Annotated in this window: 21 protein-coding genes; 5 read left to right on the top strand and 16 right to left on the bottom strand. The window is 60.3% G+C overall.

Features of this window, described 5'->3' with window-relative positions:
• Nucleotides 1–16: 16 nt before the first annotated feature.
• The 7 genes from AC1RAC_RS18170 to minC form a co-directional block, all read right to left on the bottom strand.
• Nucleotides 17–2,182, bottom strand: a complete 2,166-nt coding sequence (locus AC1RAC_RS18170; RefSeq protein WP_034126128.1) for a mechanosensitive ion channel family protein — start codon at nt 2,180–2,182, stop codon at nt 17–19.
• A gap of 72 nt (nt 2,183–2,254) precedes the next feature.
• Nucleotides 2,255–2,422 (bottom strand): hypothetical protein, encoded by a 168-nt coding sequence (locus AC1RAC_RS18165; protein ID WP_014719301.1) that lies wholly within the window; start codon nt 2,420–2,422, stop codon nt 2,255–2,257.
• A gap of 200 nt (nt 2,423–2,622) precedes the next feature.
• On the bottom strand, nt 2,623–3,912 hold the full coding sequence (locus tag AC1RAC_RS18160) for a M18 family aminopeptidase (protein ID WP_057976990.1): 1,290 nt from the start codon (nt 3,910–3,912) through the stop codon (nt 2,623–2,625).
• 195 nt (nt 3,913–4,107) lie between these two features.
• The gene (locus AC1RAC_RS18155; protein ID WP_003192838.1) at nt 4,108–4,743 is read right to left on the bottom strand and encodes an RluA family pseudouridine synthase; all 636 of its coding nucleotides are present in this window, start codon (nt 4,741–4,743) and stop codon (nt 4,108–4,110) included.
• Between the two features lie 106 nt (nt 4,744–4,849).
• Nucleotides 4,850–5,104, bottom strand: a complete 255-nt coding sequence (gene minE / locus AC1RAC_RS18150; protein ID WP_003175252.1) for a cell division topological specificity factor MinE — start codon at nt 5,102–5,104, stop codon at nt 4,850–4,852.
• A 3-nt stretch (nt 5,105–5,107) separates the two neighbouring features.
• The gene (gene minD, locus AC1RAC_RS18145) at nt 5,108–5,920 is read right to left on the bottom strand and encodes a septum site-determining protein MinD (RefSeq protein ID WP_003192835.1); all 813 of its coding nucleotides are present in this window, start codon (nt 5,918–5,920) and stop codon (nt 5,108–5,110) included.
• Between the two features lie 198 nt (nt 5,921–6,118).
• Nucleotides 6,119–6,856: a septum site-determining protein MinC gene (gene minC, locus AC1RAC_RS18140; protein ID WP_003192832.1), complete on the bottom strand. Its 738-nt coding sequence runs from the start codon at nt 6,854–6,856 to the stop codon at nt 6,119–6,121.
• A gap of 119 nt (nt 6,857–6,975) precedes the next feature.
• On the opposite strand from minC, the gene AC1RAC_RS18135 reads away from it, so the two are divergent.
• Both AC1RAC_RS18135 and AC1RAC_RS18130 read left to right on the top strand, forming a co-directional pair.
• Nucleotides 6,976–7,911, top strand: coding sequence for a lipid A biosynthesis lauroyl acyltransferase (locus tag AC1RAC_RS18135; protein WP_492616868.1), 936 nt, complete (start codon nt 6,976–6,978; stop codon nt 7,909–7,911).
• Between the two features lie 30 nt (nt 7,912–7,941).
• Complete coding sequence (locus AC1RAC_RS18130) at nt 7,942–9,090, top strand: patatin-like phospholipase family protein (protein ID WP_492616867.1); 1,149 nt, start codon at nt 7,942–7,944, stop codon at nt 9,088–9,090.
• A 108-nt stretch (nt 9,091–9,198) separates the two neighbouring features.
• Here AC1RAC_RS18130 and AC1RAC_RS18125 read toward each other — a convergent pair whose 3' ends face one another.
• The 8 genes from AC1RAC_RS18125 to puuE all read right to left on the bottom strand — a co-directional run bounded on the left by AC1RAC_RS18125 (nt 9,199) and on the right by puuE (nt 16,410).
• Nucleotides 9,199–9,984, bottom strand: a complete 786-nt coding sequence (locus AC1RAC_RS18125; RefSeq protein WP_492616866.1) for an outer membrane protein OmpK — start codon at nt 9,982–9,984, stop codon at nt 9,199–9,201.
• A 15-nt stretch (nt 9,985–9,999) separates the two neighbouring features.
• Nucleotides 10,000–10,377 carry a hypothetical protein gene (locus AC1RAC_RS18120; RefSeq protein ID WP_156359064.1) on the bottom strand — a complete coding sequence of 126 codons (378 nt, stop codon included), beginning with the start codon at nt 10,375–10,377 and terminating at the stop codon, nt 10,000–10,002.
• Between the two features lie 44 nt (nt 10,378–10,421).
• Nucleotides 10,422–11,765 carry a nucleobase:cation symporter-2 family protein gene (locus tag AC1RAC_RS18115; RefSeq protein ID WP_032896003.1) on the bottom strand — a complete coding sequence of 448 codons (1,344 nt, stop codon included), beginning with the start codon at nt 11,763–11,765 and terminating at the stop codon, nt 10,422–10,424.
• A 195-nt stretch (nt 11,766–11,960) separates the two neighbouring features.
• Nucleotides 11,961–13,244: a urate hydroxylase PuuD gene (locus AC1RAC_RS18110; RefSeq protein ID WP_492616865.1), complete on the bottom strand. Its 1,284-nt coding sequence runs from the start codon at nt 13,242–13,244 to the stop codon at nt 11,961–11,963.
• 51 nt (nt 13,245–13,295) lie between these two features.
• Complete coding sequence (locus tag AC1RAC_RS18105) at nt 13,296–13,799, bottom strand: ureidoglycolate lyase (protein ID WP_003192823.1); 504 nt, start codon at nt 13,797–13,799, stop codon at nt 13,296–13,298.
• Nucleotides 13,800–13,934: 135 nt separating this feature from the next.
• Entirely contained in the window at nt 13,935–14,930 is a 996-nt protein-coding gene (gene alc / locus AC1RAC_RS18100) for an allantoicase (protein ID WP_017137848.1), read from the bottom strand.
• A gap of 41 nt (nt 14,931–14,971) precedes the next feature.
• Nucleotides 14,972–15,487: a 2-oxo-4-hydroxy-4-carboxy-5-ureidoimidazoline decarboxylase gene (gene uraD / locus AC1RAC_RS18095; RefSeq protein ID WP_014719293.1), complete on the bottom strand. Its 516-nt coding sequence runs from the start codon at nt 15,485–15,487 to the stop codon at nt 14,972–14,974.
• On the bottom strand, nt 15,484–16,410 hold the full coding sequence (puuE, locus tag AC1RAC_RS18090) for an allantoinase PuuE (protein ID WP_054896335.1): 927 nt from the start codon (nt 16,408–16,410) through the stop codon (nt 15,484–15,486). Before puuE ends, uraD begins: the two co-directional genes overlap by 4 nt.
• 441 nt (nt 16,411–16,851) lie before the next feature.
• Here puuE and uraH point away from each other — a divergent pair, with 441 nt between their 5' ends.
• From uraH to AC1RAC_RS18075, 3 genes are all read left to right on the top strand, one after another.
• Nucleotides 16,852–17,205, top strand: coding sequence for a hydroxyisourate hydrolase (gene uraH / locus AC1RAC_RS18085; RefSeq protein WP_034126134.1), 354 nt, complete (start codon nt 16,852–16,854; stop codon nt 17,203–17,205).
• A 158-nt stretch (nt 17,206–17,363) separates the two neighbouring features.
• Complete coding sequence (locus AC1RAC_RS18080; RefSeq protein ID WP_492616864.1) at nt 17,364–20,870, top strand: dermonecrotic toxin domain-containing protein; 3,507 nt, start codon at nt 17,364–17,366, stop codon at nt 20,868–20,870.
• Entirely contained in the window at nt 20,855–22,594 is a 1,740-nt protein-coding gene (locus AC1RAC_RS18075; RefSeq protein WP_492616863.1) for a hypothetical protein, read from the top strand. The genes AC1RAC_RS18080 and AC1RAC_RS18075 overlap by 16 nt, the downstream gene beginning before the upstream one ends.
• On the opposite strand, the gene AC1RAC_RS18070 is transcribed toward AC1RAC_RS18075, so the two are convergent.
• Nucleotides 22,578–23,216 (bottom strand): LysE family translocator, encoded by a 639-nt coding sequence (locus AC1RAC_RS18070; protein WP_072448024.1) that lies wholly within the window; start codon nt 23,214–23,216, stop codon nt 22,578–22,580. The genes AC1RAC_RS18075 and AC1RAC_RS18070 overlap by 17 nt on opposite strands.
• Nucleotides 23,217–23,221 lie beyond the last annotated feature (5 nt).

Raw genomic sequence — 23,221 nt, 5'->3', positions numbered from 1 at the left:
ACCAACCTCTCCTTGCTTATTGTTGTGGATCTTTCTCCTGCACGCTGCCGGCAGTCTGCACCTGCACGCTCAAGCGCGGTGTCGCCAGGTCCAGCCCGGCTTCATCCAGGTGCCGCTTGAGCGACAGGTTGAATGCCCGCGACACTTCCCACTGCTTGATCGGCGCGGTCTTGAAGCGTGCGCGCAGGATCGCGCTGCCGGACTCGAAGCTTTCCACGCCCTGGATCTCCAGCGGCGACCAGATATTGCGGCGTTGCAGCGGGTCGTTGCGCATGGCATGGCCGACCTCGCGCATCAGTTTGATCGCGTCGTCGATTTCCATGTTGTAAGGGATCGCCACGCGGAAGATCGCGTAGCCGAACTCGCGGGAGTAGTTCTTGATGCTCTTGATTTCGCTGAACGGGATGGTGTGCACGATGCCGTCGATATCGCGCAGGCGCACGGTACGGATGGTCAGGCCCTCTACGGTACCGAGGTGGCCGCCGACGTCCACGTAGTCGTCGATGGCCAGGGAGTCTTCGATGATGATGAACAAGCCGGTGATCAAGTCGGCTACCAGCGATTGCGCACCAAAGCCGATGGCGATACCGATCACACCCGCACCGGCCAGCAAGGGCGTGACGTTCATGCCCATGTTCGCCAGGGCGACGATGGCGGCGATGATGAAGATGGTCACGAACAGCACGTTGCGGATCAGCGGCATCATGGTTTGTGCACGCGCGTTGGCCAGGCCTTTGCGCGAACGGGTCAGGGCGTGGTGAATCGCGGTGTCGCTGAGGATCCAGATCAGCCAGGCGAACAACAAGGTCCCACCGAGGCCGAACAGCTTCACGGCTATTTCATGGCCTTCACCTTCGGTAAAGCGAATCATCGACAGGCCCCAGACCCGCAGCCCCAGTTCGATGAATACCAGCCACACCACCAGGTGCACCAGGGTGTAGACAAAGCCTTTGAGGCGTTCGGAGTACAGCGCGTGGCGTTTGTGCCCGCGTTGCGGCTTGAGAGCGTGGCGGCGCACCAGGCCGTTGATCACCATGCACAACACCAGCAGCACCGTGCACAGCAACGACTGGCGCAGGGCGGTGCTGGTGTCGCCGGCCGACAGGAAGGTGGCGAACAGTGAGATGCCCACCAGCAGAAGAGCCGGGATGTACCAGAAGGTGCCGATGATCGACAGAGTATCGGTGAGGGCGCGGCGCGTCAGTCGGCGCGACAGCGGCTGGTTGCGGATCAGGTGCGCGATGGGCCGGCGGAAACGCAGGATAAACACCCCGGTGGACAACGCCGCCATGACATTGGCCACGGTCGCGGCGGTGTGGGCCAGATGCTGGCCGAGCGCGGCAACCAGGCGCGGGTCGCTCAAGGCTTCACCGAAGGCGGCAAAACTGCCGATCCACCACAGCGGGCGGAACGCCTGGTGGCGCAGGATATACAAGGCGCGGTGGCGGTGCGGGCCGTCGAGTACGGAGAAGGCAATCACGCAGATTGCCGAGAAACAGGTGCCGACTACCAAGGCATAGGCCAGCACCATGGCCAGGGATTTGCCCAGGGAGGAAGGCAGGGCGTAGCTCAGGTAAACCGTGATCACCAGGGCGATCAACCAGGGGCCCAGCTTGCGCAGGGCAAAGCGCAGCATGTCCCAGGTGCGCGGGTGCTGCGGCAGCTCTTCGGGCAGGCCGAAGCGCTCGCGCACTCGGTGGCTGAGCCAGATCAGCGCAGCGGCCAGCAGGCTCCATACGGCCAGGATCACGGCAAAACCGAAGATGATCGGCAGCCATTCGCTGGCTGGCAACATCAGGGCGGCCAGTTCATCCTTGGCCAGGTCGACTTCATTGGACCAGCGCCCCAGCGGGCTGTCGGCGCCGGAAAACTGCTGCTCAAAGCCCGACAGCGTACTGCCGATCAACCCGAGTACCCCGAGTTCGGCGGCGGGCTGGGCCTTTTGCGTGGCGGCGCGCAGTTTTTTCAGGTCGCTGAGCAACTGGGTGCGTTGCTGGTCGTTTTCCAGGGTTTTGATCACTTCGTCCAGCGACTGCCCCAGGGGCACTTCCGCCTGGGGTTGGGTCTTGCTGGAACCGCCCAGCATCCCGGGCAAGCCCACGGCTTGGGCGGGCATCACTGGCAGCAGCGTGAGCAGGGCGATCAGCAGGTAGCAGGGCAGGGCAAACAGACGGGAGAACACGAGGCGGTCAACCTTGAAAACGACGAATTGACCGAGTGTACGAGGCCGCTATGCCCAATGCGAGCGCATTTGTCACTGCGCCAGTTTGGCGAGGATCTTGTAGAGCACGGTGCCGAGGATCAACAGCATGCCGATCCACATGCCAAACACGCCCAGAGGCTTGTCGCGAAAGTTGAAGCCGACCGCGAGCATGATCATACCGATCAGGATGGGGATCAGCATGGCGTGGAATGAGGACATTGAGATCATGGCGAGGGGCGGCCTTGTCGGACTGGAAGTTCTGACAAGTCTAGGCCGGATTGGCAGAAGTGCAGTTGATGTGAGTCAGATAGCCTTATATCTGTTTGGAAACCCATCGCGGGCAAGCCCGCTCCCACACTGAAATGCATTCACAGATCAAATGTGGGGGCGGGCTTGCCCGCGATGGGCGTGCTTCGGTCTCAGGGTAAATCGCGGCTGGCGTAGAACGCCCCCAGCACCTTGACCAGATGCGCCAGGTCATGGCTGCCGCACAGCTCGCGGATCGAGTGCATGGCAAAGGTCGGCAAGCCGATGTCCACGGTGCGCACGCCCAGGTGGCTGGCAGTGATGGGGCCGATGGTCGAGCCGCAGCCCATGTCGCTGCGCACCACGAAGCTTTGCACTGGCACTTCCTGGGCCATGCACAGGTGGCGGAAGAACCCCGCGGTTTCGCTGTTGGTGGCGTAGCGCTGGTTGCTGTTGACCTTGATCACCGGGCCGGCGTTGAGTTTCGGGCCGTGGTTGGCGTCGTGTTTGTCGGCGTAGTTGGGGTGCACGCCGTGGGCGTTGTCTGCCGATACCAGCAGGGATTTCTGAATGGTGCGTACGAATTCTTCACCTTCGGGCAGCAGGCGACGCAGGGTCTGTTCCAGCATCGGGCCATCGGCACCGCAGGCCGAGCAGGAGCCGACTTCTTCGTGGTCGTTGCACACCAGCACGCAGGTTTCATCGGTGTCGCTGGTGAGCAAGGCTTGCAAACCGGCGTAGCACGACAGCAGGTTGTCCAGGCGCGCACCGGCAATGAAGTCGCCATTGAGGCCGATCACGGCGGCACTTTGGGTGTCGTAGAAGCTCAGCTCGTAGTCGAGTACCACATCGGCATTCAACCCATGCTCGCGAGCCAACTGTTCGGTGAGCACGGCGCGAAAATCCACGCGCTCGTCACCGGCAAACTGCGCAAGGATCGGCGGCAGCTCGGTCTGGGCATTGATTGCCCAGCCCTGGTTGGCTTCACGGTTGAGGTGAATGGCCAGGTTGGGAATGATGGCGATCGGCAGTTTGAAGTCGATCAGTTGGCTCTCGACCTTGCCATCGCGGCGGAAGGTAACACGCCCGGCGAGGGACAGGTCGCGGTCGAACCAGGGCGCCAGCAGCGCGCCGCCGTAGACTTCCACACCCAGTTGCCAGAAGCCGTGGCGTTGCAGCTCCGGCTGGGGCTTGACCCGCAGGCATGGGCTGTCGGTGTGGGCGCCGACCATACGGATACCATCTTGCAGCGGCGATTGGCGGCCGAGCTTGAAGGCGATGATCGAGGAGTCATTGCGGGTCACGTAGTAGCGACCGTTGGCCTCGGTGGCCCAGGTGTCGCGCTCGTCGAGACGCTGGTAGCCGGCCGCCTCCAGGCGTTGGGCCAGGGCGGCAGTGGCATGAAAAGGAGTAGGGGAGGCCTTGAGGAAGTCGATCAGGCCTTGATTCAACGCTTCGCGCATAAATAGCTCCAGACAGCAGTGTGCGGAGTTTACCGTATTGGCCAGATATTTGGAGTGAGCGTGCATGGCTGAGAACCACATCAAACCCTGTGGGAGCTGGCTTGCCTGCGATAGCGGTCTTTCTGTGCCAGATGTATTGGCTGGCACGCCGATATCGCAGGCAAGCCAGCTCCCACATTTGACCGCATCAGCCCTTCAAAAAGGCGCAGGGCACTCGAAGCGCAGGCGCTCGCCGCTTTGCGGATGGGTGAAGCTGAGCATGCTTGCATGCAGGCACAGGCGCGGCCACGCGGCCAGGGCTTGTTCATGGGCGTACAAACCATCACCCAGCAATGGATGCCCGATGGACAGCATATGCACGCGCAACTGGTGCGAGCGCCCAGTGATGGGTGTCAGCTCTACGCGGCACCAGTCGCCGCAACGCTCCAGCACTTTCCAGAAGGTCAGGGCATGTTTGCCGAACTCATGGTCGACCACGTGGCGGGGCTTGGTCGGCGGGTCATAGCGCAGGGGCAGGTCGATGCTGCCGCTGTCCAGTGCCGGTTGGCCCCAGGCCAGGGCGGTGTAGGCCTTTTCTGTTTCGCGGTCGTGAAACTGACGGGACAGTTCGCGGTGGGTGTCGGCGTCCCGGGCCAGCAGGATGATCCCCGAGGTTTCCCAGTCCAGGCGATGGACGATGCGGGCTTCTGGGTAGCCGTTTTCCTGCAGGCGAGTGATCAGGCAGTCCTTGTTGTCGTCGGCGCGACCAGGCACCGAGAGCAGCAGGGTCGGCTTGTTCACCACCAGGACAGCGTCGTCCTGATGCAGGATGTGGATATTGGACAGCGGCATTAAACAGCCTCGTAACAAACGCCAACGGCGGCTCCACTGACGGCCCCCTCACCCTGTAGGAGCGAGGGGGCCGTCAGTGGAGCCGCCGTGGCGACCGCCCGTTCGATCAACGATCGGGCAGGGTGATATTGAGTTCCAGAATCGAGCAGCTGCCGTCATTTTCCAGGGCGACATGCACGTCATCGTTGCCGATATTGACGTACTTGCGGATCACCTCGACCAGTTCCTTCTGCAAGGCTGGCAGGTAATCCGGCGTGCTGCGTTGGCCGCGTTCGTGCGCCACGATGATCTGTAGACGCTCTTTCGCTACCGACGCGGTACTTGGCTTTTTGTTGGCGCGAAAGAAGTCGAGAAATTTCATTGTTTAGTTGCCTCCAAAGATACGCTCGAAGAATCCCTTCTTCTTGACATCGAGGAAGCGGTGTTCCACGGTCTTGCCCAGCAAGCGATCCACGGCATCGCTGTACGCCTGGCCGGCGTCGCTCTGGTCGTCGAGAATCACCGGTACGCCCTGGTTGGATGCCTTCAGGACGGCCTGGGATTCCGGAATCACGCCCAGCAGGGTCACGGCGAGGATTTCCTTCACGTCTTCAACACCCAGCATTTCGCCGTTGTTGACGCGCTCCGGGTTGTAGCGGGTGAGCAGCAGGTGTTCCTTGATCGGGTCCTGGCCTTCTTCGGCGCGCTTGGACTTGCTGGCCAACAGGCCGAGCATGCGGTCCGAGTCACGTACCGAGGAGACTTCCGGGTTGGTTACCACGATGGCTTCGTCGGCGAAGTACATCGCCAGGTGAGCACCGGTTTCGATACCAGCCGGGGAATCGCAGACCACGTATTCGAAGGTTTCCTTGAGCTCGGCGAGCACTTTGCCGACGCCCTCTTTGGTCAGCGCGTCTTTGTCACGGGTCTGACTGGCGGCCAGCACGTACAGGTTCTCAAGGCGCTTGTCCTTGATCAGGGCCTGTTGCAGGTTGGCTTCGCCGTTCACCACGTTGACGAAGTCATACACCACGCGACGCTCGCAGCCCATGATCAGGTCAAGGTTACGCAGACCGACGTCGAAGTCGACGATGACTGTCTTGTGGCCGCGCAGAGCGAGGCCGGTACCGATAGCGGCGCTGGTGGTGGTCTTACCCACACCACCCTTGCCGGATGTAACCACGAGAATCTTGGCCAAGGTGTTTCACCCCTAAGGAAAAAGGACTTTCGGTCCCTGAAAAACATCTCTTGAAACTCGCTGCAGGCGGACAGCCTTTGCAGGAAAAGAAGGAGTTTCCATGGGGAAACACCAACTTCCAATTAGTCCTACACAAGTCTTGCCGGTTTCGCTTTGCTATCAGAGTCTAGAGATGCTTGGAAAATGCGGCAGTATCCGTTAAAGACGGATGATGTTCAACACATCGCCCGACAGGTTGACCTGTACCGAAGCGCCCCACAGTGGATCGCGGCGCAAATCTTCGGAAACCTTGTACTGACCCGCGATGGAAACCAGCTCGGCGGTCAACTGCTGGCAGAAAATACGTGCCTTGGTATCCCCCTTGATGCCGGCCAGGGCGCGTCCGCGCATCGGGCCGTATACATGGATGTTGCCATCGGCAAGAAGTTCCGCCCCCGGGCTGACCGAGGAAACCACCACAAGGTCGCCGCCCTGGGCGTAAATCTGCTGCCCGCCGCGTACCGGCGAGGTGATGATCTTTGTAGGCCTGATCGCAGGCTCCGGTGGTTTTTCCGGTTTTTTCTTTTCTTCGCCGACCAATGGCTCCAGCGCACGCTCGCGGGCGCCGGACGGTGGCAGTACTGGCAGTTCAATGGCGATGGCGGCGGCAATGTCTTCGATGCGGCTGGCGCGAATCGCCAGTGTGCGCAGGCCATGGGAACGGCATACGCGCATCAGGCCGGGCAAATCAATCACGCCCTGGCCAGCCGGCAGCTTGTCCAGCGCCAGCACCAGCGGGGCGTTGTTGAAGAAGTTCGGCGCCAGGGCGACCTTGGCGGCCAGTTGGCGGTCCAGGGCGTCGAGGTCATTGCGGGCCAGTTCCAGCACGGTAATGGCGAGCATGCTGCCTTTTAGCTGGAACACGGGATCTTGGTCTAGCGGTTCGGTTTGGCTCATGGTCGGCGAAAGCGGCTTGTCACGAAAAGTGTCGAGACTTATAACGAGAACACTCACCCGCCGCAAGCCGAGTCGAACCGTTGTAGAATGCGCGGCCCTTGTCTTTACCGGAATCTGTAATGGATCGCCCGCGTTTTCGAGCTGTATTTCTTCACCCGCGTTTTTGGCTGCTATGGCTGGGGCTCGGCCTGCTGTGGCTGGTCACTCAATTGCCGTATCGGGCGCTGTTGACCATTGGTCGCCTGCTGGGCGCGGGCATGTACCGCGTGGCAGGTGATCGTCGCCGCATCGCGGCGCGCAACCTTGAACTGTGCTTCCCGGAAAAATCCGTCAAGGAACGCAAACGCCTGCTCAAGGAAAACTTCGCTTCCACCGGCATCGCCTTCTTTGAAATGGCCATGAGCTGGTGGTGGCCCAAGCCGCGCCTGGCGCGCCTGGCCCATGTCGAAGGGCTGGAGCACCTCACGCAGGCGCAGTTGGACGGCAAGGGCGTGATCCTCATGGCGCTGCACTTCACCACCCTGGAAATCGGCGCGGCGCTGCTGGGGCAGAAGCACACCATTGACGGCATGTACCGCGAACACGGCAACCCGCTGTTCGACTTTATCCAGCGCCGTGGCCGTGAACGCCACAACCTCGATTCCCTGGCCGTGGAGCGCGACGACGTGCGCGGCATGCTCAAGCTGCTGCGCGCCGGCCGGGCCATCTGGTACGCACCGGACCAGGACTACGGCGCCAAGCAAAGCATCTTCGTGCCGTTGTTCGGCATCCAGGCTGCTACCGTTACCGCTACCAGCAAATTCGCACGCCTGGGCAAGGCGCTGGTGGTGCCGTTTACTCAGGAGCGCCTGGCTGACGGTAGCGGGTACCGCCTGGTGATCCATCCGCGGCTGACCGACTTCCCGGGTGAAACCGACGAGATCGACTGCCTGCGCATCAACCAGTGGGTCGAAGCCTCGGTACGCGCATGCCCTGAGCAATACCTGTGGACCCATCGCCGCTTCAAGAGCCGGCCGTCGGGTGAGCCCAAGTTGTACGAAAAGCGCCGTCGATAAGCCCAACCCTTTCTCACATGGATTGATGCAATGCGCCAAGCTGAACCGGTCACAGGCTTGATTCTTTCTGGCGGCGGGGCGCGAGCGGCGTATCAGGTGGGGGTGCTGGCGGCGATTGCCGAGTTGCTGCCTGCGGGGACAGCGAATCCTTTTCCGGTGATCGTCGGCACCTCGGCTGGTGCAATCAATGCGGTGAGCCTGGCCAGCGGCGCCAGTGATTTTTCGGCAGCCATCCAACGGCTGACCGCATTCTGGCAGGGCTTTCGCAGCCATCAGGTGCTGCGCAGTGACTGGCCGGGGGTGATGCGCCAGGCCAGTCGTTTCCTGATCCATAGCCTGTTGGGCCTGGGTAGCCAGGTGCCGGTGGCGTTGCTCGACAGCTCGCCGCTGCGCGACCTGTTGCAGGAACGCTTGAACTTGGACGGTATCGACGAGGCTATCCGCCGCAAGCATTTGCAGGCGGTGGCGGTGACGGCCTTTGGTTATGAGTCCGGGCAAGCGGTGACCTTCTATCAGGGCGGCGGCACCATCGATGCCTGGTTGCGTCATCGGCGCATTGGGGTACCGACCCAACTGACGGTAGAGCACCTGTTGGCAAGCTCCGCGATTCCGCTGTTGTTCGCTCCGATCAAACTTGACGAAGAGTACTTCGGCGATGGCGCAGTGCGGCAGTCCGCGCCCATCAGCCCGGCCTTGCACCTGGGGGCCAGCCGCGTATTGGTCGTCGGTGTGAGCGGCAACCCAAGGGGCAATGAAGCCTCGACGCAACGCACCTACACCGGCCAGCAACCGACCCTGGCGCAAATCGGCGGGCATATGCTCAACAGCACCTTCATTGACAGCCTGGAAAGCGATATCGAACTGTTGGAGCGCTTGAACCAGTTCAGCCGCGTCGTGCCTGCGGATGCGGCGGTGCAGGGCCTGGCGCCGTTAGAGGTGTTGGTGATTGCCCCCAGCCAGCCCATCGATGAAATCGCCGCGCGACATCGCCAGGAATTGCCGGCGGCGTTGCGTGTGTTTTTGCGCGGGCCTGGGGCAACCAAGACCAGCGGGGCAGGGGTGTTGAGTTATCTGTTGTTCGAGGCGGGGTATTGCAGCGAGTTGATCGAACTGGGGCGCAAGGATGCGCTGGCCAAGCGCGAAGAAATCACTCGTTTCCTGGGCCTGACGCCGAACTGAATGTGGGAGCTGGCTTGCCTGCGATAGCGGTATGCCAGCCAACACTGTTGGCACAGACACATCGCGATCGCAGGCAAGCCAGCTCCCACAGGGAACCGCGGTCAACCTTTAGAAGTGGTATTTGACCAGGAAGCTTGCTGTGTCCTGGGTTGTCTTGAAGGCGCCGCTGTCTTCAATCCCGTACTTGTTCTTCCAGTAGTCGTATTCAAAACCCACATACAACTGCTTGTCGCCCCAATGCAGCGCCTTGCCCAAGTCGTATTTGACCTGCGGGTTGAAGTGCAGGTTGGCGTGATAAGTGCCGCGGGCGTTCTTGTCGTTATCCACCACCCAGTCCATGAAACCGTCGATCAGCACGTCGGAATTACCCACGGGAATGGTGTACGACCAGACCGGAGTGATCTGCCACACGCCGTCACCCGGACGATTGCCCTCGGTCTGGCGCTGGTAGAAGTTCAACTGGAAGTAGTCGAAACCGGGGATGTTCAAGTCGAACGCCGGACCCAGGAGGTAGGACTCGTTATCGCCCTCGCCGAACTCATAGGTGAAGGCCAGCAGCACGTCCTTGATCGGGCCGAACGACAGGTCCTTGTCCAGGATCTTGCCGAACGACAAACGCGGGCTGAACTCGCCGTAGTAAGTATTCGGGCCGACATTGGCGTCTTCCTTGCCGTTGTAAAAGATACGGTCGAGGAAGAAGAAGTTGTCGCCGTACTTCCATGCGTCGGCATGTTCGAAGGTGACGGTTTGCTGGATCTGCGGGTTGACGGTAAAGCTCTTGCCCCACAGATAAGTCAGGCTGTTGTTTTGCCACTGCAACAAGTCACCGGCTACGGCCTGGCCACCGGCCAACAGTGATCCAGCCAGCATCAGGCCTTTGAACATAGGTTTCATTCGGTTGCTCCCGAGTTAAAATTTTATGGTTTTTCTTCTACGCAGGCGCTCTGGTGTGGCGCCTTTTGGTTCGCTGCAAAAATCGTCTGTTCGGTCAGCTTTGATGCTTTTAGCAAGAGCTGCGCCAAGGTGCTGAAAAAGCCAAAAAAATCCCCGTCGGCTGCAGCGGATGCAGTCGAATTCAGGGGACTTTTGTGCACTTTGGCAGCAAACATCAGGCCGGGATAAGTTGGCCTTGAGGTCAGCTTTTACATTCGCTGTTTTTTTTTGAGTCGATTCGAGCGGGCGCGGAGAATACTGGCTCCCAGGCCTGGGCTCAAGTGCGCTGTAACAGAGCGCGAGGGGCAAGAATGGGGCGCGGCGTGTGGCCGGCCCCATGTCAAGGTTGTGCATGTGGGGGTTCCCTGTTTGTTGTTATTTTTGTACTAACAAAGGAATCAATGCGTATGCGCGACTTCGGGGCGCTCAGCGCCGCCGAGGATGTTGAACAGGATGTTCAGCGACAGCGCGCTGAGGGTGGCCATGGCGATACCGCTGTGGGTAATCGGGCTCATCCACAACGGCAGCTGTGCGAAGAACTCCGGGCGTACCACGGGGATCAGGCCCATGCCGATGCTCACCGCCACCAGCAACTGGTTACGGCGGTCGGCGATGTCGGCTTCCTGCAGAATCTTGATCCCGGTTGCCGCCACCATCCCGAACATCGCAATCGCCGCGCCGCCGAGTACCGCAGGTGGAATTGAAGCCACCAGATAGGCCGCCTTGGGCAACAGGCTGAGCACGATCAAGAACGCGCCGGCCATGAGCGTGACCGAGCGGCAGCGCACGCCGGTCATCTGCACCAGGCCGATATTCTGCGCGAAGGAGGAGTGGGTAAAGGTGTTGAAGAAGCCGGCAAAGAACGACGCGCCGGCATCACACAACAGGCCGCGTCGCAGCATCTTCGGCGTGACCTCCTGGCCGGTGATCTTGCCTAGGGCGAGGAACATGCCGGTGGACTCGACAAAAATGATCACCACCACCAGGCACATCGACAGGATCGGCGCCAACTCGAACTTGGGCATGCCAAAGTGCAACGGCGTCACGACCTGCACCCACGGCGCCTGCGCCAGGCCACTGAGGTCGACCATGCCGATCACACCACATAGCGCGTAACCCAGGCCCATGCCGATCAGTACCGAGATGTTCACCCAGAAGCCGCGCATGAAGCGGTTGATCAGCAAGATCGTGGCCAGTACCAGGGCGGCAATCGCCAGGTAGACCGGCGAGCCAAACGTGGCGGCGGCGCTGCCCCCGCCGGCCCAGTTCACCGCCACGGGAAACAGCGAAAGGCCGATGGCGGTGATCACCGTACCGGTCACCAGCGGCGGGAAAAAGCGCACCACCTTGGACATGAACGGTGCGATGAGCATGCCGAAGAACCCGGCGGCGATGGTCGCGCCGAAGATGCCCTGCAAACCGATGCCGGGCATGCCGGCCATGGCGACCATGCTGCCCACGGCGGCAAAACTGGCGCCCATCATCACCGGCATGCGGATGCCCATGGGGCCGATGCCGAACGACTGCACCATGGTGGCGATACCGGCCACCAGGAGGTCGGCGTTGATCAGAAAGGCGATTTCTTCACGGCTCAAGCCGGCGGCCTGGCCAATGATCAGGGGCACGGCGACAGCACCGCCGTACATCAGCAAGACGTGTTGCAGGCCTACCAGGATCAGTTGCAAGAGGGGCAGCCGTACCATGGCGGGCGCGGCAGGAGTCTGCGTTTCTAACTGGGACATGCAACACCTCGAATCTTTTTATTTTTGTGTTGTTTGGCATTCAATTGCCGGATGAAACTTAATCTTCAAACCATCACTGATCTCCCTTGTGGGAGCTGGCTTGCCTGCGATGGCGGTGTGTCAGTCACCGAAAATGTTGGTGATCTGCCGCTATCGCAGGCAAGCCAGCTCCCACATGGGAACGGTGTGAAACAGTCAGTTGGTACGGGCCCCCTGATTAATCCAGGTGCCGATCAAATCCCGTTCCTGCTGGGTCATCTGGGTAATGTTGCCCAGCGGCATGATCTGGCTGGCCACGGCCTGCGCTTGAATCCGCGCCGCCTGCTGCTGGATCTGTGCCGGTGTGTCGAACATCACCCCAGCCGGTGCCGTACTGAACAGCGGGCTGGTGGGCTTGGCCGAATGGCACACGGTGCAGCGTTGCTCGATCACGTGGTGTACCTGGCCGAAGTCCGTGGTGGCCTGGGCCGGTGCCGGTTCAGCGGCGGGTGCGGCAGGCGCGGCCGGTTTCAAGCCACCGCCCAGTGCGGTTTCTGGCAGGGGTTGGTACTCGATGGCAGCCGGTGCCTTGGCAATCGGTTCAGCCGGCTTGGGCCCGGTCACGTAGGCCAGGCTGATCATCGCCAAGGCGCCTACGGGCAAGGTCCACGCATACTTCTGGCTGTCATGCCGGGTGTTGAAGTAATGGCGCACCAACACTGCTGCCACCGCGATACCGGCCAGGATCAGCCAGTTGTATTGGCTGCCATAGGTGCTCGGGAAGTGGTTGCTGATCATGATGAACAGCACCGGCAAGGTGAAGTAGTTGTTGTGGCGTGAGCGCAGCAGACCCTTGGCCGGCAGCGCCGGGTCGGGCGTGCGATTCTCGGCGATGGCCGCCACCAGCGCGCGTTGGGCCGGCATGATGATACGGAACACGTTACCTACCATGATCGTGCCGATCACCGCACCCACGTGCAGGTAGGCACCGCGGCCGCTGAACACCTTGCTGAAGCCGTAAGCCGCCGCAATCAACAGCACGAACAGGATCAAGCCGAGCAGGGTAGGGCGTTTGCCCAGGGCCGAGTCGCAGAGGAAGGAGTAGATGAACCAGCCGGCGAACAGTGAACCGATGCCCAGCAACACGCCTTCGGTGCCGCTGAGGCTGCTGCCGGGGGCGAGCAGGTACAGCGTCGGGTTGAGGTAGAACACCACGCACAGCAGCGCGACGCCCGACATCCAGGTGAAATAGGCTTCCCATTTGAACCAGTGCAGGTTGTCCGGCATGGTCGGCGGGGCCAGTTTGTATTTTTCCAGGTGGTAGATACCGCCACCGTGGATCGCCCACAAGTCACCGGCCAGGCCGTTCTTGGGGTTGACGCGATTAAGGTTGTTTTCCAGCCAGACGAAGTAGAAAGAAGCGCCGATCCAGGCGACGCCAGTGATCATGTGAACCCAGCGCACGCTCAGGTTCAGCCATTCCAACAGATGTGCTTCCACAGTCTTTACCTCTCGCCTGTCACCCTTGTTGTCGGGTGATCAGACCTTCTCTTATTGGTGGGGGGCGAGGATCAAACGCTCATCCTCTTTGAAAAAATGCTCATCGCAGTTATTGCCTGTGCCACTGCGATCAACCACCAGGAAGTCATCCCGCTTTTCGATCGTCAGCACCGGGTGGTGCCAGACGCCGCGATGGTAATTAATGCCCTGCCTGCCGTTGGTGACGAAGGCGCGGACCAAGCCCGATACAGGTTCATCGCCAAGTGGCGCGACCACGATCAGAAAGGGGTTGCCGAGCAGCGGAATGAAAGCCTGGCTGCCCAGCGGGTGTCTCTCCAGCATGCACACGGTCAGCGGCATGTCCTGCGCGTCGGCGCGGAAGATGCTGATGATGGCGTGGTCTTCCGGCTTCGCGGTTTCGACCGTGGCCAGTTTGTGAAAGCGCATGGTCGACCCGTTGTTGATCATGAAGTGATCGCTGCCGTCGGTTTCGATAACGTCTCCGAAGGGGGCGAAGGCTTCTTTGGTCAGGGGTTCGATCATCAGTGTGCGCATGGCTGTCTTCTTGTCTTGTCTATAGATCGTTCCCACGCTCTGCGTGGGAACGCTGCCCTGGACGCTCTGCGTCCGCTGTGTGACGCGGAGCGTCACGGGGTGCATCCCCACGCAGAGCGTGGGGACGATCGGGTGTTATTTGGCGACCTTGCCCAGGACGCGCAGGCGACTCACACCACCATCCGGGAACACGTTCAAGCGGATGTGGGTAATCGGCCCCAGCGCCTTGATCTGCTCGGCGAAGGTGTGTTCGGCGTGCATTTCCAGCTTCTGCGCCGGCAGCAGTTCGCGCCAGAACAGCGACTGGGTTTCGATCTGGCTGTCGGTGCCGCCTTTCACGAAGGCGCCCTGGATCGAGCAGGTGTCCGGGTAGTTGCCCTTGAAGTGCAGGGTGTCCACCACGATTTTCTCGATCTCGCCCGGGTGGCCCAGGGCGACGATCACCCAGTCATTGCCTGGCGTGCGACGACGTGCGGTTTCCCAGCCATCGCCCATGTTGATGCCGCGGCCCGGGTTGAGGATGTTGCTCATGCGGCCGAAGTGTTCGTCGGAACAGGCCAGGGCACGACCGCCATTGAGCGCGGCAGCCAGGTCGACCTGTTCGTTGTCGCCCACCGAAGACCAGTCGCGGAACGGCACGCCGTACACACGCAGACGGGCCACGCCGCCATCCGGGTAGATGTTGAAGCGCAGGTGGCTGAACGCCTGGTCGTTGTTGATCTCGTGGTAGTGGTGGCTGTTGCCTTGCAGCTCGACGGCTGACAGCACTTCCACCCACTGGGTGTTGGCATCCGGCTCGCCCGAGGCCAGGAAGCAGGCTTCCAGGGAAGCCGACGGCGGGAAGTTGCCGGTGAAGAATGAAGTGTCGATGTCCACGCCTTTGATCGAACCCGGCACGCCCAGGCGGATCACCGCACTGTCGTAGCCTTCGAAGCGCTTGCGGCGTGACTCCCAGCCGTCCATCCACTTGCCGTTGTCATCGAAAACGCCCTCCTTCCACACGGCCGGGGTCGGCTGGAACAGGCGGTTGGCGTCAGCGAACCAGTCATCGGTCACCGAGATGATCTTGGTGCCCAGGCGGGCGTCGGCCAGGTTGACGAACTTTTCGAAAGGTACGGCGTAAGCTTTCATTCTTCTTGTCTGCCTTAGATAGAGTGGCTGGGGATGGACTGCTAGAGGGTCAGTAAGCGGAACAACGCGATCTTGTTGATCTCGTCCAGCGCGCACTTGAACTCGGTGTCTGCCGAGTTGTGGATGCGCGTTTCGAAAGCGGCGAGGATCTGATGCCGGTTGCTGCCTTTTACCGCCATGATGAAGGGAAACTTGAACTTGGCTTTGTAGGCCTCATTCAGCTCGGTGAAGCGAGAAAACTCTTCGGCCGTGCATTGGTGAATACCCGCGCCTGCTTGTTCATCGGTGCTGGCTTGGGTCAGTTGGCCCTGGACGGCAGCTTTTCCGGCCAGGTCCGGGTGAGCATTGATCAGCGCCAGTTGCGAGGCGTGATCAGCACTCAACAGGATATCGCTCATGCGCTGGTGCAGGGTTTCGATCTGGTCGATCGACGCGTCCTGGCCCAGGTCGAAGGCCTTTTCGGCCACCCATGGCGAGTGTTCGTAGATATCGGCAAAGGCCTGGACGAAGGCGTCGCGGCTCAAGGTCGAAGGTTTCAGGGTCTGGAACGCAGTCATTTCGCCGCTCCCGGGAAAGGGTGGGTTTGGTGCCAGTGACGGGCGATGTCCACGCGGCGGGTGAACCACACATGGTCATGGCTTTTGACGTATTCAATAAAGCGCTTGAGCGAGGCCAGGCGTGCCGGGCGACCGATCAGGCGGCAATGCAGGCCGATCGATAGCATCTTCGGCGCTTCGGCGCCTTCTGCGTACAGCACGTCGAAGGCATCCTTGAGGTACTCGAAAAAGTCATCGCCCTTGTTGAAACCCTGCACCTGGGTGAAGCGCATGTCGTTGGTGTCCAGGGTGTAGGGGATTACCAGGTGCGGCTTGCCGTTCGGGGTGTTGGGTTCCCAGTAGGGCAGGTCGTCGTCGTAGGTGTCGCAGTCGTACAGGAAGCCACCTTCCTCCATGACCAGGCGACGGGTGTTGGGGCCGGTGCGCCCGGTGTACCAGCCCAATGGGCGTTCACCGGTGAGTTCGGTGAGGATGCGGATGGCTTCGAGCATGTGCTCGCGCTCCTGGGCCTCGTCCATGTACTGGTAGTCGATCCAGCGGTAGCCGTGGCTGCAAATCTCGTGGCCGGCGGCGACCATGGCGCGGATCACATCCGGATGCCGCTGGGCGGCCATGGCCACAGCGAAGATGGTCAGCGGGATGTCGAATTCTTTGAACAACTTGAGGATGCGCCACACACCGGCACGGCTGCCGTACTCGTACAGCGACTCCATGCTCATGTTGCGCTCGCCTTGCAGCGGTTGCGCCGAGACCATTTCCGAGAGGAAGGCTTCGGACTCTTTGTCACCGTGCAAAATGTTGCGCTCGCCGCCTTCTTCGTAGTTGAGTACGAACGACAGCGCAATGCGTGCCTTGCCCGGCCAGTGGGGGTGAGGAGGGTTACTGCCGTAACCGATCAGGTCGCGTGGGTAGTCAGCGCTCACTGCAGTCTTCCTTCTTGTTCGTGGTAGCAGGTGTGTGTGGCGTCCGGGCAGTGGAATGACTGAGTGGCGTCACAGCGATGAGTGATTGTATACAACTTATTGCAAACTTTGTAAGCCTGCATTTCTGCATTTTTTCTGAACGGGCTCTCTACGGGTCTGTGCAAGAAACTTGCCTGAGTGGTCAGGTTAAAATGAAAAAGCCCACTGTAGGAGCGAGCTTGCTCGCGAATAACCTGAGGGCGCCACTTTTCATCCTGGAAGCCCGCGTTATCGTTGGCGTTTTTCGCGAGCAAGCTCGCTCCTACAGGGGGTTGAAGCGCTGTGAAATTTATTGTGTACAATTTTCTTTGAAAATGTCTTAATCAGCCATCGCCGGCTTTTTCACTGCCCTGAAAGAGTGCGGGTTTCTCTATGACTGACTTCGGGAGGCGCATAAAAGCCATGGGACGTTTGACCACACACGTTTTGGACGCCGCGCACGGTTGCCCCGGCAGCGCAATCAAGGTCGAGCTGTACCGCGTCGAAGGTGCGCAGCTTGAGCTGGTCGCTACCGCCACCACCAACAGCGACGGCCGCTGCGATGCGCCGCTGTTGCAAGGCGACGATTACCGCAGCGGTGTCTACCAGCTGCAATTCAACGCCGGCGATTACTACCGCGCCCGTGGCGTGCAGCTGCCGGAGCCGGCTTTCCTGGATGTAGTGGTACTACGCTTTGGCATCAGCGCCGAGCAAGAGCATTACCATGTACCCCTGTTGATTTCGCCTTACAGCTATTCCACCTATCGCGGTAGCTGAGTCGTCACCTCGCTTCATACCCCCAAATGCTCTTCGTTGGTTTCGCCCGCGCACACTGCGGGCTTTTTTTCGCCCGTGGTGTGTTCAATTATCTAACGCCTTTTGAGCCGCGACGCTGCCTAGGCTGGTGTTTGTCCTTCCATCAAGAAGAAAGCACCATGACTTCAGCCATCGGCAACATCTATTCAGATGATCCGGATATCACTGCCGAACGCGTGCAGCAGATGCGCGATCAACTGACTCGGCGCATCAACACTCATCCCCAGCCCGGCCGCCTGATCAACCAGCTCGCGGAGGCCGACCGGCGGTGTTTCCAGTCGACCAGAGTGCTCGCCCGCTTGATAGGTCATGCGCCCCGGGTTCTGGGAGTGATTCGTGCCGCGCTGCGCAAGGAATTTGAAATTGACCCCGACAGCCTGCTGTTTACCCAGGCGGCATTGCCGGGGGCGGCCGCCAAAGTTGACAGTTTGACCGACCGGGCGCTGCTGTCGCTGGCATTGCCTTCGGTACCGGACAACCTCAATCAATTCACCTCCTTGAGTGTCAAGGGCGATCCAAACCGTCGGCTGCCGTATACGCCTTTGCAGGTGTTGCGACGCATGATCGCGATGAACCTGCTGGAGCGGCTGCCTCAAGCGGTAACGGAATATTGGCAGGCCTTGGCGCATGGATCGTGGCACACACGTCAGGAACGCTGGGCTGAATCATACGCCGCAGCTTTTGCCGAGCAGGCTTTCATGGCACGGCAACTGGATGAGATTTCCATTGCGGGAATGACCCTGGTCCAGCAATTGGTGGATGCCCCCGACACCGAGGCGCGCCAGCGCGCCGGGGGCAGTTGGGCCAGCGTGCGGGTAAGCCAATTGATGTGGCCAGGCTTGCCTGCAGTCGCGATTCCCGGGGCACTGCATATTTATCGAGACGGCGACCCCGAGGGTGCGCCGCATGTGATTTACCTGCCGGGCGTGGCCCGCCATTTTTACGAGTACCCGTCGTTCTTCTCGCTTCAATGCGGCCTGTTGGCGTTGACCAGTCAGACGCTGTTCGATGAACTCTGGCAATGCTTGCCACTAAAGCGTCGTCACCAATTATGCCGACCCGATCACCTGAGCCCAGCCTCCGTTGTCGTGCGTGGCGCGGCGGTGACGGAGGATGCGTTGGCTCTGAGCGCCCGGGCGTTGCTGGATGGGCAGTGGGCGAATGAGTTGGCCTGCGCGCTGGCGATCAATCACGCGCATGTGTTCGCTGCAAGCAGGCCGCGGCCTGAAACGTTGTCGGCCACGGCCTTTCTCCGTTCGATCGAGCAAGCTCGCAAACGGCTGGCAGGCAGCGCCCGGCTGCACAACGTGTGCGACCAATTACTTATCTGGGACCGGCAGCGACGGGAGCCAGAAATCCTGTTTGCCAGTGCGATGCCCGAGCTGGCCCGGCTTACGGCAGAGCAACAGGTCAAACGCTATGAAAAAGGCCTGGTTGCGTTGCTTAACCAGGATGATCCGAGTGCGCAGAGCGCGGCGTTTGAGCAGGTGTTGGCGCTCGAGCGTCAGCGCAAGGAGCACACGCAGGTGTTGAGCGCACAGATCAAGGATGCGCAGCATCAACTGTTCGATTTGCCGTTCTGGCTTGCGCGCCCTGGGGGAGGGCGCAGGCGTGCTGCGCTGTTTTTGAGCGCCCAGGTCGAAGCATTGCGCTGTGAGGTTGAGTTGCAACACCAGCTCAAGCTCATATCCACGGCGCATCGTGACGTGATTAGCGAAGTGCTGGACCAGCCTGCAGCGCGCAAACGCCCTGGCAGTCAAACCCAGGTGCTGTCGGTCTCGGTGGGCAGCGCGCCGGATGCCTTCTATCCGCTGCATAACCTGTGGGTGGTGACGCGAGTGACCGCGCTGAAAAAACCGGCAGGCGCAATTCCGGTGGTGCTGTATGCGTTTGGAGACTATGGCGGGCTTATGGCTTTTTCCGGCCTGGAGGCGCTGACGCAGGGGCTCAAAGCGACACTGGGCAGCAGTGACTATTCCAGGTTATGGGGTTGTGTCGAACGGGATAAGCTCCACGACTTGCGCGCCCATGCGGTGCGCAACACGCTGGCTGTGCGTTACGAGCCTGTCTACATCAGCCCCACGGGTCTCTCGCTGAAAAACCTGGTGATGTACTACGCAGGGTTGAGCAAACGCATCGGTGGCATGACGGGGCTTTTCGGCGAGGTGAAGGATGCGATGGTCAGCCGCTTGTTGTGGGTGGTCGAGCTGCACCAACATCTGGCGTTTCCTCCCAACCATGCTTTGAGCCAGGCGTTGGCCAATGTGGACGTGCTGCGTAAAGTTGCGCTTGAGATGAAAGAATCTCCACCGTGGCTGGCCAGCGCAACGCGTACCCAGCTCAAACAATTCCAACGCCTCAAGCGCAGGTACCTGGGCAGTGCCGCTGCCGCTGAAAGCGGGCTCGTGCAGATCCTGCCTGACCTGGACACCTTCGCCCGCAGTGCATTGATCGCTCGTTTGACTGAAGACGGTTTTTACCCGGAACTGGACATCGACAAGCCGTTGATCGACTTGCCGGATGACACCTACAGCAGTTTTTGTGGCCACGAAAGTCGCTGCACGCCGGGCGATCGCAAAGTCATCGTGACACCCAGCCTCAAACGCCACACGTTCAGCATGCTGCAACTGGCGTTGCATAACCTTGACTCGCAAGCACCCTGGACACGCCCGCGATTGACACGCGGCCGCTATCTGCAACCGCAGTGGCGCCAGCGACTGAACGCCGATTATCTGATCAACACCGTGTCTTCGCTGGATATCGGCGGTAATTACGCGATACGGGCCCACCGTGCATTTTACCCTGCGGGGGCGAGCGGTCAGAGGGAAGAACGTATCCCTGTGCTGATAAATCGCACGTTGCGGGACTGCGCGCAGATGCAGCTTTTTTCAGCGGCCGCCCAGGGTTTGAGCGCCCAGGCGCAGAGCCTGTTCAAGGTTGCAATGGCAGCCCGCACGGCTGAAGACCTGTTAAAGAACGGGCATCGGCTGACGCTCAGTGTGGTTCATTTGGTAGGACACACGATGCTGCATGATCGTTACATCGCAGGCATTGTGGTGATGGCGGACCAGGCCAGCGGACGCTGCGTGGTTTACTGGCCGGCCGCGCCCCAAGCCTTGGTCATCAGCGAATACACCAGTGTGGGAGTAGCCCTGGCGGCGCTCAATCGTATGGCTGCAGAGCCCGATTACGTTAAGGTTCTGGCGCGACAGGTTGCACCGGGTTGGGCATTCGAGGCCATCGCCCATAACGTCGATGCAACAAACAAGACCAGCTCGATTTATGACGTGGACCCTATCCTCGCCGGTTTTTCATTCTTCGAAGGTGTGTGGAGGAGCTATGAGTTTTTCCGCTCATTCAAAATCACGCACCTTGAGCCTACGCCAGCGGTCAATGAAATCGAAGAGCTGATCCACGAGCAGATTGCCAGTGCACCAGCGAACTGGTTGGCGGTGGTGCCCACCACCTACCCTGACGCCATGGCACTGCTGTACGCGGCCAGCTCGCTGGAGCTGCAAGGGCGGGTTCAAGCCGTCAGTAACTCCAGCTGGATGTTGGCGACTTATCGGTTCAACGTCTTGAAGAGCAGAGCGAGGCCACCAGGCGCGGGTTGCTGGGTATTTTGATTCCGTTATTCGGTAAGGCTAACGACTTCCATGATTTGCTGTTGGCTGCCCGACGCTATCATCGCTTTGGCGACCCTAACGATGCCGTGGATGTGGCGTTCATGACCCTGTTTCTGGCGGTCGAACTGGCGACAGACTTTGCACCTGTTCCCAAAGTGAAGGGCGGTAAGGTCATAGGTATGCGTTCGCCGATGAAGGTTCTGAGTCGTATCCGTCGCTTGCCGATGGCAATACGTAGTCATTTGCCCAGCGCGTCTTCGTCGCTGGTGACGCAATCGAAGCTCTTGGACCGTTTCAGAATCAAGGGTAAGCCCGAGGGCGCCGTAGCGTTGAAAGGGCCGGGCAGGCAAGGCGTGCATGTCAAGAACGGTGAGCAGTTCATAGCGGACGATACGCACCATTACCCGGTTTACCAGCGCGAAAGCGAAGAGGTATTTCGCCTGCGAAATAGCCGGGAACCGGGATTGGATGAGTTGGTCATCAACATTCAAGAGCCTAAAGAGTGGTTGTTGGGCATGAATGCGCCACAACCTGGGCCCAGCTCCGGGGTGCATAACCCATGGCCCGTTTCCCCATTGCCGGATTGGCAACCCCCTCGTACGCGTACGGCTACCGAGAATCGGATTGTGCAGTCACGTACAACGGATACTCAGTGGCTGAGTTGGCGTGTTCAAGTCCAACCCAGTCAAATTGTGGACTTTCCGGCGGCTGGCGTGTTTGAGGTAGGCGTGGGTCCCAGAGGTTCTGAGCTCAATGCCAGGTTTTTACGCGTGGCTCCTCCTTATACCGCCATCCAGGATCCGAACAGCGGTTTCTACCGGATGCTCCCGCAGGGTGATCGGGCACCGTTGAACGGCCTGGTGTTTATCACCCGAAATGAGCCACCGGGGCGATCCGCGCTAACCGATATCATGCGCTGGACAAGCACTGATATTCGCGACCAGCCTATTCCCGTATCACGCCTGCCTTCAGGGGGGTGGCAAAATCATCCGGCACTGTTCGACAGGCCGTTGAGGCAGTATGTGACCATGGCCTTTCCCACCCTGACGAATGACGCTCGAACGTTTGCCGTCATAAGGTTGGTTGAGTTGTCAGGTCCTTCCCGGGCTGCCACGGCAAGCCATTTGCTCGACATCCGCGCGACGCTGGACGAATGGCTACCCGCGCCTCCTGCGAGGAGCGGTCAAACGGATGATTTACTGCGGATGTTGCGACCTAATGAACGGCGCAGCGAATATCTATACATCGGTTTTGAAGGCAAGGCGCCCGGCTTCACGCGTGTAGACTTCATACCGCCTCATCCGTTAGACCCGAGCCTGCAATATGCTGTCAGACCGGTCAGGACGCAGAGGCTTGAAGCAGAGCGCGCCGCCGTCAGAACCGTGTTGGAGCAGCAGGGTTACCGCATTGTGGACTTGTCTGTGCGACGCCCAGGGTTACCTCTTGGAGAAAACAGTATTGAATCAGTCGTGACTCATCCCCGTTCGAGCACAATTTACTACGTGGCCTACCAATGGTTTGAGACAGGGCGAATTAGCGTGAGAACGAAGCTTTCGGACAAGTGGGTTCGGGTAGCCATCAACTCCCACCCTGACTCTGCTTTATTAAGGGCGGTTGACAACGCGATGCAAGAACAACGCTTGGTGCGGATTGTGGCCGGCATTCAGTGGCCCACAAAGGGGCAGTTGGCCCCCACTGTCTATTTCGTCAAATTGAACCCTTAGCGTTGATGAGAGCCATTGCACCGGCGCCGCCAAACAGCGCAGCGCTGGTTCGGTTGAACCAGCTCTGGCCCGAACCGCTGCGCAAATACCGCGCGGCGCCATGGGCGCCCAAGCCGTAAGCCAATTTGCACAACAGGTCGAGCACCGTCCAGGTGGCGATCATGATCAACAATTGCGGTAAAAACGCCTGCTCGGCGCTGAGAAACTGCGGCAGGAAGGCCGCAAAAAACAGGATGTCCTTGGGGTTGCTGGCCCCCAGTACGAAGGCCCGGCCAAACAACGCACCAAAGCGCGGCACAGCCGGGGACGGTGGCACTTCGGCGCCTGCGCTCGGCAGGCGCGATTGCTGCCAGCTTTGCCAGGCGAGGTAGAACAGGTACAGCGCGCCGACGATCTTCAGTGCGCTGAACAATTGCTCGGATGCCAGCAACAGCGCGCCGAGGCCAAGTGCCGAGGCGCTCAGCAGACAGATCGAAGCAAATACGCCGCCCAGAAACGCCGGGTAAGAGCGGCGCAGGCCGAAGTTGAGGCTGTTGCTGATCATCAGCAATGACAGCGGGCCGGGGATCAGGATCACAACCAGCGCAGCGCCGCTGAACAACAGCCAGGTATCCAGGTTCATCTACA

The sequence above is a fragment of the Pseudomonas sp. GW823-FHT02F05 genome, assembly GCF_058797315.1.
The sequence above is the reverse complement of the archived record's forward strand: the minus strand, read 5'-3'. Positions and strand labels throughout refer to the sequence as shown.

What these genes read in the sequence shown, in the direction of transcription:
- AC1RAC_RS18165 (WP_014719301.1), bottom strand. Translation starts at nt 2,422, where the DNA reads ATGTCCTCATTCCACGCCATGCTGATCCCCATCCTGATCGGTATGATC.
- AC1RAC_RS18160 (WP_057976990.1), bottom strand. Translation starts at nt 3,912, where the DNA reads ATGCGCGAAGCGTTGAATCAAGGCCTGATCGACTTCCTCAAGGCCTCC.
- AC1RAC_RS18155 (WP_003192838.1), bottom strand. Translation starts at nt 4,743, where the DNA reads ATGCCGCTGTCCAATATCCACATCCTGCATCAGGACGACGCTGTCCTG.
- minE (WP_003175252.1), bottom strand. Translation starts at nt 5,104, where the DNA reads ATGAAATTTCTCGACTTCTTTCGCGCCAACAAAAAGCCAAGTACCGCG.
- minC (WP_003192832.1), bottom strand. Translation starts at nt 6,856, where the DNA reads ATGAGCCAAACCGAACCGCTAGACCAAGATCCCGTGTTCCAGCTAAAA.
- AC1RAC_RS18135 (WP_492616868.1), top strand. Translation starts at nt 6,976, where the DNA reads ATGGATCGCCCGCGTTTTCGAGCTGTATTTCTTCACCCGCGTTTTTGG.
- AC1RAC_RS18130 (WP_492616867.1), top strand. Translation starts at nt 7,942, where the DNA reads ATGCGCCAAGCTGAACCGGTCACAGGCTTGATTCTTTCTGGCGGCGGG.
- AC1RAC_RS18125 (WP_492616866.1), bottom strand. Translation starts at nt 9,984, where the DNA reads ATGAAACCTATGTTCAAAGGCCTGATGCTGGCTGGATCACTGTTGGCC.
- AC1RAC_RS18120 (WP_156359064.1), bottom strand. Translation starts at nt 10,377, where the DNA reads ATGCACAACCTTGACATGGGGCCGGCCACACGCCGCGCCCCATTCTTG.
- AC1RAC_RS18115 (WP_032896003.1), bottom strand. Translation starts at nt 11,765, where the DNA reads ATGTCCCAGTTAGAAACGCAGACTCCTGCCGCGCCCGCCATGGTACGG.
- AC1RAC_RS18105 (WP_003192823.1), bottom strand. Translation starts at nt 13,799, where the DNA reads ATGCGCACACTGATGATCGAACCCCTGACCAAAGAAGCCTTCGCCCCC.
- alc (WP_017137848.1), bottom strand. Translation starts at nt 14,930, where the DNA reads ATGAAAGCTTACGCCGTACCTTTCGAAAAGTTCGTCAACCTGGCCGAC.
- uraD (WP_014719293.1), bottom strand. Translation starts at nt 15,487, where the DNA reads ATGACTGCGTTCCAGACCCTGAAACCTTCGACCTTGAGCCGCGACGCC.
- uraH (WP_034126134.1), top strand. Translation starts at nt 16,852, where the DNA reads ATGGGACGTTTGACCACACACGTTTTGGACGCCGCGCACGGTTGCCCC.
- AC1RAC_RS18080 (WP_492616864.1), top strand. Translation starts at nt 17,364, where the DNA reads ATGACTTCAGCCATCGGCAACATCTATTCAGATGATCCGGATATCACT.
- AC1RAC_RS18070 (WP_072448024.1), bottom strand. Translation starts at nt 23,216, where the DNA reads ATGAACCTGGATACCTGGCTGTTGTTCAGCGGCGCTGCGCTGGTTGTG.